Genomic DNA, 11,149 nt, shown 5'->3' with positions numbered 1-11,149 from the left:
GGGACATCGCGCCCTCCAGCGGCCGGTACATCTCCCGCAATGCGCCGGCCCGCTCGCCGACCGGTCGCCGCGACGCCGCGCCCGGCCGCGAGTGCAGCGGCCACCGCCCGTACCAGCGGGTCCTCGGGCGGCGCCGCGGCCGCCAGGCGCAGCGCCAGTTCCTCCAGTGCGGCGGCCGGGTCCGGTGCCGCGTCGATCCGCTCGGTCAGCCGCCGCGCCTCGCCGCCGGGCCACAGGTCCGCCAACTCGACCCGGCGGTCCCGCAGTTCGTGCGCCGGTACGCCGAGCAGCGCGGGCCCCGCCCCGGGGCGGAAGCGGACGCCCGCCCACGGCCCGCCCAGCCCCGGCCCGGGCCGGAACGCCCGGGTGTCCGGCCCGGCGATCAGCAGCCGGCCCTCCGTCCACAGCAGGTCCATGCACCCGTCCGGCAGCACCAGCCCGCCCGCTGCACCGTCGGCCGCCGCCCCGCCTCCGCCCTTCGTCCACAGCACCGCCCCCGGCAAACGGGACGGGCGCTCCGCGTAGTGGGTGGACATGGTCCGAAGGCTACGCGGGCCGGACGGGGCGTGCGCCCTGAAAACCTGCGGCCCCCGGGAAAGCCCGCGGCCCTCGGAAGCCCGCGCCCGGGAAGCCCGCCGGCCCCGGCTGCGCGGGGCAGCCGGGGCCGGTGGGGGGTCACGGCCGGCGGGGTACCGGCCGCTTCGGAGGGGCTCAGACCACCGCCTCGACGGCGGGCTCGGCGGCTTCGGCGGGCTCGGCCGGGGCCTGGGCGGCCGCCGTGCCCCGCATCAGCACCAGGGTGAGCACCGCCGCTGCCAGGACGGCGATCCCGCTGACTGTGAAGGTGGTGGAGGTGGCGGTGTTGAAGGCCTCCCGGGCGGCCCGGGCCAGGCCGGTGTCGCCGCTGCCGGCGGAGAGGGCGAGGGCGTCGGTGATGGCGTGCCGGGCGGAGGCGGGGGCGTCCGCGGGCATCGAGCCGGTGTAGGTGCTGGAGAGCACGGTGCCGAGGATGGCCACGCCGAGCGCGGCGCCGGACTGCTGGATGGTGTCGTTGAGCGCGGAGCCGACGCCGGCGTGCTCGCCGGGGATCGCCCCCATCAGGGCGTTGGCGGCGGCCGGCATGCCGAGGCCGGAGCCGATGCCGAGCACCAGCATGGCCAGGGCGACCTTGGTGAAGCCGTCGCCGACCGACAGCGTGGCCAGCAGGCCGAACCCGGCCGCGATGATCACCATGCCGACGGCGGTCAGCACCCGCGCCGGGAGCTTCTTGCCGAGCGCGGCGCCGATCACGTTGAAGGCGAGCGAGGCGACGGCCAGCGGAATGAAGGCCAGGCCGGTGTCGGTGGGGGTGAACTCAAGGACGAACTGCAGGTACTGGGTGAGCACCAGCATCAGGCCGCCGGTGGCGAAGGTGAGCAGCACGAGGGAGAAGCTCGCACCGGTGAAGACCCGGTTGCGGAACAGCTTGAGCGGGACCATCGGCGAGTCGGTGCGGACCTGGCGGATGCCGAAGGCGGTGAGCGCGGCGACCGCGACGGCCATCGAGGCGAGGGTGCCGACGTGGGCGAAGCCGTCCCGCGGGAGGACGATGATCGACCAGACCAGTGCGGTCATGCCGACCATCGAGAGCAGCATGCCGGGCAGGTCGGGCTTGCGCCACGGGCCCTTGGACTCGGGCATCAGCACGCCCGCCGCGACGATGGCCACCGCCGCGACCGGCACGTTGAGCAGGAACACCGCGCCCCACCAGAAGTGCGCTATCAGCGCGCCGCCCAGCACCGGGCCGCCGACCAGGCCGATCATGGCCACCGCGCTCCAGGCGGCGATCGCCTTGGGCCGCTCCTCGTCGTCGAAGACGGTGATCAGGATGGAGAGGGTGCTCGGCATGACCAGGGCGCCGCCGACGCCCATCAGCACCCGGCCGGCGATCAGCTCACCGGGACTGGCGGCGACCGCCGCGACCAGTGAGGCGGCGCCGAACAGCGCCAGCCCGATGATCATCACTTTTCGTCGCCCGAACCGGTCGGACAGGCTTCCCGAGGTCAGCAGCAGCCCGGCGAAGACCAGGATGTACGAGTCGATGATCCACTGGATGTCCTGTGCCCCGGCCTTGAGGTCCTCCGCGATCGGCGGGACGGACACCGTGAGCACCATGTTGTCGATCACCAGCACCAGGCTGCTGAGGCAGAGCACGACCAGGATGAGCCAGCGACGCGGGTGACGGTCCACCGCGATCCCCCCTTGTGATTCGGCGCGTCGGCCGCGGCCCCGCGCACGTCCTCGCGTCGGCGACGAGCCGCGCGGAAGTCCCTCGCGGCGCACACCGTTCACCCGTCCCCGACCGAACGGTGTGCGCCACGCCGAACACTGTACGGAGACCGAACACTGTTCGCAAGGCCGTACGGTGTGCGGCGCCGGGGCCTATGCTGGACGGACCGCACCCGACCAGGGGGCACGTGGAATGGAGAGCCTGATGACGGCCAAGTCGGAGGACACCCCGCCGGAGCACCGGACCGGCACCCAGCCGGGCATCGCGTCGCCGTGGAACCGTCCGCAGAAACGGCGGCCCCAGCCCGCCCTCAGCCGCGAGCAGATCGTCGCCGAGGCCTTCGCCCTGCTGGACGCCGAGGGCATCGACGCGCTGAGCATGCGCAAGCTCGGCGCCCGCCTCAACGCCGGCGCGACCTCGCTCTACACCCACGTCGCCAACAAGGAGGAACTGCTCGCCCTGGTCGTCGACCACGTCTTCGGCGAACTCCCGCTGGCCCGCGCCGAGGGCGCCGAGGACCCGGCGGTCTGGCGTGCGGTCATCGTCGAGTGCACCGAGGGCATGCGCGCGGCCGTCGTGCGCCACCCCTGGATGGTCACCGTGATGGGCGACGTCGGGATGGTCTACCTCGGCCCCAACTGGATGCGGCTCTCCGAGGCCCTGCTGGCCCTGATGGAGGCGGCCGGCTTCGGACTCGCCGAGGCCAACGACGTGATGGGCGTCGTCGTGGGCTACACCATCGGCACCGCCAGCGTGGAGGCCGCCTGGCTGAGCGCGCTGAGCAGGAGCGGGCGGGGTGAGCAGGAGTTCCTGGACCAGCTGCTGCCCGCCGTCGTCGAAGCCACCAGGACGCACCCGCGACTGCACCGGCTGTACACCACCCAGGTGCCGGACGAGATCGAGGCCGGCCGGGACAGCGGCTTCCTCCGCGGCCTCAACGTGATCCTGGACGGGATCGAGGCGAGGCGGTGGCCCGGGCGCTGAACCCGGACCGCCCGCGGCCCGCCCGACCCTCAACTCCCGCTCAGTGCCCGGACCTCGGCGTAACCCGGCACCGGACCGACCGGCCGGCCCGAGGCCACGGCGGCGGCCGTCTCCACCGCCGCCGCCAGCGCCGAGCGGTACAGCAGCGAGCCCAGGCTGACCCGCGCCACTCCCAGCCCGGCCAGCTCGGCGAGGCCCGGACCGCCGGGCGACCAGAGGATGTTGAGCGGGACGGACAGTCCGTCGACCAGCCGGGCGATCACCGCCGGATCGCCCAGCCCGGGCACGAACACCCCGTCCGCGCCCGCGCGCTGGTAGGCGTCCAGCCGCCGTACGGCCTCCGGCTCGGGGCCCTCGGTGCCGCACCAGTAGGCGTCGGTGCGGGCGTTCACGAACAGCTCCGGCACGGCGGCCTTCACCGCCGCGACCTTCGCCGCGTGGACGGCGGACGGCGCCAGGGTTCCGTCCGGCCGGCCGTCCTCCAGGTTGATGCCGACCGCGCCGGCCTCCGCCAACTCCACCGCCAGCGCAGCCACTTCCTCCGGATCGTCGCTGAAGCCGGACTCCGCGTCGACGCTCAGCAGGAAGCCGTCGCGGCCCAGCCGCCGGGCCAGCCGTACGGTCTCCGCCCGGGTGGCGGCGGCGCCGTCGGGCAGTCCGGCGGCGGCCGCCACCCCCAGGCTGGTGGTGCCGATCGCGGGGTGGCCGGCGGCGGCGAGGGCGGCGGCCGAGGCGTGGTCCCAGGCGTTCGGGAGCAGCAGCGGACGGCCGGGGCGGTGGTGCAGGGCGGCGAACGGGGTCATCGCGGCGGGCCGGTTCATCGCGGCGGGCGGGGTCATACTGCGCCCTGCTGTCCGATCGGGCCCACCGAGTCCACGTAGTAGGAGCCGGACCGGGCGACGTGGCAGACGATGTGCCGGAAGCTCCAGCCCGCCCCCGGCGAGTCGTCCAACTGCCGTTCCGGCAGCGCGGCGACCCGCAGGGACCAGATCCGGCCGAGTCGGGTGAGGCGGCTGCGGGCCTCGTCCAGGTCGGCGACGGTGAACGGCACCAGGTCGGCCGGGGTGGTGACGTTGGAGGCGTGCCAGTGGTCGGCGGTGGCCGGCTCGCCCGCCAGGCGCGCCTCCAACTCGGCCCAGTGGTCGAGGAGATGGTCGGTGACCCGGCGGATCGCCTTGTGCGGGGTGTAGGTTCGGCCGTCGGCGTTGAGGAACGGGCGGCCGTCCCAGGCCGTCCAGGTGGCCGCCAGGGCGAGCACGTGGTCGATCATCTGCGGGATCAGGGCGGCCAGTTCGGCCTGCGAGCAGGGTTCCTCGGCGGGCGGCCGGGAGGTGTCCGCCGGGTCGGAGGAGCCGTACAGGATGCCCTCGGCGATCACCAGGGCCTGCGAGCGGCCCGGGCACAGCCGGGGCGGGGCGCCGAAGGCCAGCGGCTCGCGACCCGGCTCCCGGGCGGCGTCGAGGTCGAGCAGCACCTGCACCCCCGCGGGGACGACGGTCCCGCCGACCTCGGTAGGCCGGGCGGCGGAGCGGCGCATCGCCCGGATCGGCGGGTCGTCCCGCAGGGCTGCGGCCGGTCCGCCGCCGTTGCGCCGGGCGTGCTCGACCAGGGTGGCGGTGGCCTCGCAGGCCTGGACGAGCAGCCCGATCCGGTTCGCGGCCGTCTCCGGGTCGTCGTCGCCCATCGCGGGCAGCAGCCGGGCCACCGCGGCGTCCGCCGCCGGATCGTCCGGTGCCGGCTCGAAGTACGCCCGGGCCACCGCCTTCACGTCCCGGGCGACGGCCTCCGGGTCCGCCAGGCCGAGCGCCCGCGCGAGCGTCCGCACCACCCGCAGCCGCAGGTCCGGGTCGAAGCCGCCCGCTGCCAGGACCCGCAGCTCGCCCGGGTCCAGCCGTTCCAGGTCGGCCAGCACCAGCGCCCGGCGCCAGGCGTGCGGCTCGCCCGCGCTGAACCGGGCGACGGCGGAGCGCAGCCAGGCCACCGTGCCGTACGGGCCGGGCGTCGCGGGCGGCGGGACCAGTGCCGGGTCGGCCAGGGCCGCGGTCACGTCCTCGTAGCGGGAGAAGGTCAGTTCGGGGGACGTCACTTCAGGGGACGTCGGGTCTTGGGGCCACGGATCGCTCATGCCGCCATCGTGGTCCCGGGTCGTTTCGGCGCCGGCCGAACAGTGCCGGGTCGACCCTGGAGGCATGGCCGACCATGGACGCATGACAGTGGACCCACGGGGCTCGGCGCTCGCCGCCTTCGCCGCGCTGCTCGCCGACCCCACCCGCGCCGCCTTCTGCTGCGCGCTGCTGGACGGCCGCGCCTGGACGGCGGGCGAGCTGGCCCGCTCGGCGGGCGTCGCGCCATCCACGGCCAGCGAGCACCTGTCCCGGCTGATCACGGGCGGGCTGCTGGCCGAGGCACGGCAGGGGCGGCACCGGTACGTCCGGCTGGCCTCCACCGCCGTGGCGACCGTGATCGAGGACCTCGCCGTCTTCGCCCAGGCCACGGCCGAGGCCGCCGTGTCCACCGGCGCCGCTGCCGCTCCCACCGCCGACGCCCCCGCCGGCGACGCTCCCGCCCCCGCCGTGCGGTCGGCGCCCCGCAACCTCGGCGAGGCCACCCGGCAGAGCGCCGAGGCCCGCGCCCGCACCTGCTACGACCACCTGGCCGGCCGCCTCGGCGTAACCCTCGCCGACGCCCTGCTCGACCACGGCCTGGTCACCGACCACGCCGGGCTCGCCGTCACCGAGCGCGGTCACCACTGGCTGGCCGCGCAGGCGATCGAACTGCCGCCGCACGCCGGCCGCCCGGGCGGGCGCCCGGTGGTGCGCAGCTGCCTGGACTGGACGGAGCGCCGCAGCCACCTCGGCGGCGCGCTGGGCGCGGCCCTGTGCCGCACCGCACTGGACCGCGCCTGGGTCGAGCGGATCGGCACCGGCCGGGCCCTGAAAATCACCCCGGACGGCTGCCGGGCGCTGCGCGAGTTGCTCGGCGTCGAGGTGTCCTGAGGTGTCCTGAGCTCTCCCGCGGGCTTCCTTCGAGGAGCGCACCCGGACCACCCCACCGGCCCGTCAGACGTCCGCGGTCGGCGGCTGCGCGCCCACCCTCCGGCCGAGGTCGATCAGCCCGAAGGCCGCGCCCTGCTGGTCGCCGACCGCCGCGAACCGGCCGAACGGGCTGTCCATCGGCCCGAAGTACACCGCGCCGCCGTTCTTCTTCAGCCGCTCGATCGCGGCGTCGGCGTCGTCCACGGCGAAGTAGACACTCACGTACGAGGGCGCCTCGGGCGGCAGGAAGTCGCCCTGCGCCCCCATCCGGCCCAGCACCGGCCGGCCGCCGACCAGGAACATCCGGTAGTCGATCTGCTCGGAGTCCATCTTCCGCGTGCCGTAAGGGAAGACCGCCGGGAAGAAGGAGTCGGCCTTCCCGGGTTCGCGGGTGACGATCTCGGCCCAGCTGTACGCCCCGGGCTCGTCCTGCTTCTCGAAGCCCTCGTGGGTCCCGGCCTGCCAGACGCCGAACACCACCCCGCCCGGGTCCCTGGCGATCACCATGGTGCCGAAGTCGCCGACCTGCATCGGCCCCATCACCACCTCGCCGCCGTGGGTCCGGATGCGCTCGGCGGTGGCGGCGGCGTCCGGCGAGGCCAGGTAGAGGCACCAGGCGGACTGCGCCTGGCTCCCCGGCATCGGCGGCACGATCGCTGCGACGGCCCTGCCGTCCGAGTACGCCTGGGTGTAGTTGCCGAACTCCGACGAACTCTCGCCGAAGGTCCAGCCCAGGACGTCGCCGTAGAAGGCCTTGGCGCCCTCCAGGTCGGTGAACATCGCGTCGGCCCAACAGGGTGTGCCCTCAGGTAGCGCAGCCATCTCTCAGCCCTCGTCCATGACGGTGCGGACGCGCGCCGGAAGGCGCGCACGGCCCCCGACTGGTCAGCCTAGCCACGGCTCGGCGCACCCGCGCGGGATGGCCCGCACGGGTGCGCCGCTCCGGCAATGGCGTACGGCTCAGCTCACCGGTACGGCCCCGCTCACCGGCGCGCGCAGCGAGGCGGTGCCCAGGCCGGTCGGGCCGAGCGGCACCGCGCCCGTTCCGCTCCCCACGCCCACCCCGGCCCCGGCCCCGGTCGCGGCCGCCGCTTCCGCCCGGGCCCGGACCGCGCCCGCGAGGTCCCGCTCGGCGCCGAAGTGCCGCTCCAGGTCCTCGGGGCGGTACCGGCGGCAGCCCCGGTGCCAGCTCAGGATGCCCGCGAGCCAGTTCTCCAGCTCCTTCACGTACCCGTCGAGCGTCTCCCGGGTCTCCGCGCCGAGCGCGAAGTCCTCGTACATGACCGGGAGTTCGTTCTGCGCGACGTGCCGGAACTGGTCCAGCCGCGAGTGCATCAGGTCGCCGACGATCCGCAGCGCCGACGGGTAGTCGCAGTTGAAGAAGTTCTGCACCACCAGCACGGCGTTGTGCAGCTCGCCCTCGTACTCGACCTCCTTCTGGTACGAGAAGACGTCGTTCATCATGCACGCGTAGTCCATCGCGGAGTTCTCCAGCGCGCGCATCGAGCCGTGCCGGTACACCTCCGGCGGGACGGTCCTCCCGTGGCCGAGCCGGGCGAGCATCGTGGTGAGTTCGGAGCCGAAGGTGGAGCGGCGCATCTCCAGGTAGTCGACCGGATCCGGGACACGGTTCTGGATCTGGTTGCTCAACTCCCAGATCCAACTGGCCGTCATCACCTCGATCGACTCGCGCAGCGCGCCCCTGGCCTCGACGGTCATCGGGTCGACGGTCCGCTCCCAGATGTCGGCGAGCGAGCGCTCCAGCGCGTTGACCGGCTCCGGCACCGGCTCGCCGTCCAGCGGCATGAACAGCGGCAGCCGGGCGTTGGCGGCCTTGGCCCCGGCCAGGTCGCGCGTGCTGCCGAAGACCCTCGGGTAGTAGTCGTCGGCCCAGGTGCCCCAGGCCAACCAGGCCGAGGCGACGTCGAGTTGGTCGGCACTGGCGTCGGGGTGGATGCCGGCCGCGCAGAGCGGCAGGTCGTAGTCGCGCATCGACTCGGCGTCCCAGATGCCCGATCCGGGGACGCCGGGGTGCTCGGCCAGCAGGCCCACCCGCTCGGCCCACTCGACCACCCGCTCCCGCGCGCCGTCCAGGTGGGGGCTGAGCGACAGCGCGAACGGCAGCTCGAACTCCGGCAGCCGGGACGGCCCGACGGGCTGGAACGGCACGTGCGCGTGCGACCGCGCCCGCCGTACGGCCGGCGCCGCCGGGTCCTGCGCCGTCCCGGCCCCCTTGCGCAGGATGTCCAGCGCCGAGGTCCCGATCCCGCCGATCGCGTACCGGTCCCACCAGTTGCCGTCCCCGGGCATCCCGGGCAGTGCTCCGCCCGAGCCCGGCGCCACCTCACCGGCCGAACCGGCCGCCGATCCACCGCCGTTCATGTAACGGCTGGACCGCATGTGCCACTCGTGCCCGCCGGACTGCCAGTCCTGCAGCCCCTTGACGTACGCCATCACCCGGGCCCGGCCCTCCGGGTCGAGCCCGGTCTCCGCGAACAGCACCGGCAGTTCGGTGAACACGGTGTTCTCGAACTGCTGCAGCCGCGAGGTGAGCAGGTCGTTGACCGCCTCGGCGGCCTCCTGGGTGGAGCACTCCAGGAACCGCTCCAACACCAGGATGCCGTTGCTCAGTTCGCCCTCGTCCTCGACCTCGCGCTGGTACGAGAAGATGTCGTTGCGCAGGTGCACACCGTCGGAGAAGGCGTCCATCAGCACCCGCAGCGCCCGCGAGCCGGACACCTCCTTCGGCACCTCGGCCCCGGCCGCGTACTCGACCAGCTGCGCCGACCACGGCGCCCCGCCGACCTTGCGGCGCATCTCGATGTACTCGACCGGGTTGGCGATCCGGCCGGCGTCGATGTTGGCGAGCTCCCACAGTGACTCGTTGAGCAGGTTGCGGGTGCTCTCGGCGAACCGGATCCGCCAGTCCTCCCCCATCACCGGCACGGTTCGGCGCCACAGGTCGGCCAGGCCCGCCTCGACCGGGTTCTCCGGCTCGGGCATCGGAGCGGCCGGGTCGGCCGGCATGAACAACGGCAGCCGGTCGAGGTGTGCCTTGCCGGCCCGCCGGTCGTTGGTGCGCTTGTACATGTCGAGGAAGTGGTCGTCGAAGAAGAACACCCAGACGTACCAGTCGGTGACCAGCGACAGCGCCTCGGCGGAGGCGTCGGGATGGGTGTAGGCGCAGAGCAGTCCGTAGTCGTGGGCGTCCAGGTCCGCCTGTTCCCAGATCCCGGACCCCTCCAACATCCCCATCTCCCGGGCCCATTCCGAGGAATGGGCCCGCGCCTCGTCCAGATGGGGATTGAGTCGCGCCGGGTGCGGCACGTAGAAGGACGGCAGTTCGAACGGCTGGGTCACGGCGGGCGAGCCTTTCTGGACGCGTCGATTGGAGAAAGGATGACCCCAGCCACCTCGACCCACCGCCGCAACCCAAACAGTCATATGAAATGACCCACTTGCTCGAACCACCGGCCCGACCCCCCGGTCGAACTCCAGGCCGACTCCCGCGCCGACGACCGACCCACCCCCGCGGTGGGAGGCCGGTCAGGCCGCGAGTCCCAGGGTGAGGGAGGCGGCGGCCGGGGCCAGGTAGATCAGGGGGAAGGGGATGTGGGCGTACGCGCCGGCACGGGCGACGGTGATCACGGCGCCGAGGAAGTAGAGCACGATGCCGACGGCGGCCGCGTAGCCGACGGCCGGGACGGCGAAGCCGGCCAGCAGGCCGAGCGCCCCGGCCGCCTTGGCGACGCCGAGCCAGGTCCACCAGGCGCGCGGAACGCCGTACTCGGCGAGCGGCCCCACGACGTACTCGGCCTTGGCGAAGACCGAGTACGCCGAGAAGCCGACCATGAGGGCGCCGAGGACGGTGACGACGATGTGGGCGACGGACATTGGAGCACTCCCCGTTCGATGGCTGGTCGATCCGAGTCGATCGGATCCGGTCGGACACAGCACTGACCCGGAGCACCAGGCGGATGTGACAGCCGCGGACAAAATTGTTTCCGCACCGCCGCCGGGAAACGGCCAACAACCGCTCCGCCAACGAACAAAGCCTGTCTGACAAGGGCTGGAATCACCAAGACTTCCCCAGGTACGGGCGTGTTGACCGCGTCCGTCCACGTCACGTCATCCAGACTGGGCGCCGACCGACGTCAACTCCGAGGAGGCCACACCTCATGAACGTCACCGTCCGGCTCGCCCAGCAGCCCGAGGCCGACGAACTGCTCGGACGGAGTGCGCTCGCCGCGCTCGTCGGCATGCTGCTGGACCAACAGGTGCCAATGGAATGGGCGTTCACCGGCCCGCTGACCATCGCCCAGCGCCTCGGCCGGGACGACCTGGACGCCCACGAGATCGCCACCTACAGCCCGGAGGAGTTCGTCGCCCTGCTCTCCGCGAAACCGGCCGTCCACCGCTACCCGGCCGCGATGGCCAAACGGGTGCAGCAGCTGTGCCAGTTCCTCGTCGCGCAGTACGACGGAGACGCCGCCGCGCTGTGGAAGGACGCCCGCACCGGCAAGGAACTGCTCAGCCGCCTCAACGCCCTCCCCGGCTTCGGCAAGCAGAAGTCGCAGATCTTCCTCGCCCTGCTCGGCAAGCAGTACGGGGTACGGCCCGAGGGCTGGCGCGAGGCCGCCGGAGTCTACGGCGAGGAAGGCGCGCACCGCTCGGTCGCCGACATCACCGGTCCAGAATCCCTCGCTCTGGTACGGGAGTTCAAGCAGGAGACGAAGCGCGCGGCGAAGGAGGCCAAGGCCGCCGCCAAGCCCCGCACCACCACCCGGACGGCCACCGCGGCCGTCTCCGGCGCACGTTGAGCCGCCGGCCGGCCCCGGCCGGGAGCGGCCGCGACTACCGG

10 protein-coding genes are annotated in these 11,149 nt (G+C 73.7%); 3 read left to right on the top strand and 7 right to left on the bottom strand.

The annotated features are described in order from the left end of the window. Together HS99_RS30030 and HS99_RS30025 are read right to left on the bottom strand one after the other, a co-directional pair. Nucleotides 1–536, bottom strand: a 536-nt coding sequence (locus tag HS99_RS30030) for a DUF6597 domain-containing transcriptional factor (RefSeq protein WP_211295904.1), incomplete at its 3' end; no start/stop codon positions are given. 175 nt (nt 537–711) lie between these two features. After that, nucleotides 712–2,229 carry an MFS transporter gene (locus HS99_RS30025; RefSeq protein WP_043388086.1) on the bottom strand — a complete coding sequence of 506 codons (1,518 nt, stop codon included), beginning with the start codon at nt 2,227–2,229 and terminating at the stop codon, nt 712–714. A gap of 244 nt (nt 2,230–2,473) precedes the next feature. Here HS99_RS30025 and HS99_RS30020 point away from each other — a divergent pair, with 244 nt between their 5' ends. Continuing rightward, entirely contained in the window at nt 2,474–3,253 is a 780-nt protein-coding gene (locus HS99_RS30020; protein WP_046387007.1) for a TetR/AcrR family transcriptional regulator, read from the top strand. Nucleotides 3,254–3,282: 29 nt separating this feature from the next. Here the strand turns inward: HS99_RS30020 and HS99_RS30015 are convergent, their stop codons facing one another. Both HS99_RS30015 and HS99_RS48205 read right to left on the bottom strand, forming a co-directional pair. After that, nucleotides 3,283–4,092 carry an isocitrate lyase/PEP mutase family protein gene (locus HS99_RS30015; RefSeq protein WP_078939002.1) on the bottom strand — a complete coding sequence of 270 codons (810 nt, stop codon included), beginning with the start codon at nt 4,090–4,092 and terminating at the stop codon, nt 3,283–3,285. After that, nucleotides 4,089–5,378 (bottom strand): cytochrome P450 family protein, encoded by a 1,290-nt coding sequence (locus tag HS99_RS48205; RefSeq protein WP_305953129.1) that lies wholly within the window; start codon nt 5,376–5,378, stop codon nt 4,089–4,091. Before HS99_RS48205 ends, HS99_RS30015 begins: the two co-directional genes overlap by 4 nt. 82 nt (nt 5,379–5,460) lie before the next feature. Between HS99_RS48205 and HS99_RS30005 the strand changes: the two genes are divergently transcribed. Further along, the gene (locus tag HS99_RS30005; RefSeq protein ID WP_030551986.1) at nt 5,461–6,249 is read left to right on the top strand and encodes an ArsR/SmtB family transcription factor; all 789 of its coding nucleotides are present in this window, start codon (nt 5,461–5,463) and stop codon (nt 6,247–6,249) included. 63 nt (nt 6,250–6,312) lie between these two features. Here HS99_RS30005 and HS99_RS30000 read toward each other — a convergent pair whose 3' ends face one another. The 3 genes from HS99_RS30000 to HS99_RS29990 form a co-directional block, all read right to left on the bottom strand. Then, the gene (locus HS99_RS30000) at nt 6,313–7,110 is read right to left on the bottom strand and encodes a VOC family protein (RefSeq protein WP_046387195.1); all 798 of its coding nucleotides are present in this window, start codon (nt 7,108–7,110) and stop codon (nt 6,313–6,315) included. Nucleotides 7,111–7,248: 138 nt separating this feature from the next. Further along, a complete protein-coding gene (locus HS99_RS29995) occupies nt 7,249–9,648 on the bottom strand; it encodes a terpene synthase family protein (RefSeq protein ID WP_030551990.1) in 2,400 nt (799 codons plus the stop codon). A 186-nt stretch (nt 9,649–9,834) separates the two neighbouring features. Next, nucleotides 9,835–10,182 (bottom strand): DoxX family protein, encoded by a 348-nt coding sequence (locus HS99_RS29990; RefSeq protein WP_030597610.1) that lies wholly within the window; start codon nt 10,180–10,182, stop codon nt 9,835–9,837. 284 nt (nt 10,183–10,466) lie between these two features. On the opposite strand from HS99_RS29990, the gene HS99_RS29985 reads away from it, so the two are divergent. After that, entirely contained in the window at nt 10,467–11,108 is a 642-nt protein-coding gene (locus HS99_RS29985) for an HhH-GPD-type base excision DNA repair protein (RefSeq protein ID WP_046386337.1), read from the top strand. The last annotated feature ends 41 nt before the right edge of the window (nt 11,109–11,149 follow it).

It is taken from the genome of Kitasatospora aureofaciens (assembly GCF_001188955.3).
In the GTDB taxonomy this organism is placed as follows: Bacteria; Actinomycetota; Actinomycetes; order Streptomycetales; family Streptomycetaceae; genus Kitasatospora; species Kitasatospora aureofaciens.
The sequence above is the reverse complement of the archived record's forward strand: the minus strand, read 5'-3'. Positions and strand labels throughout refer to the sequence as shown.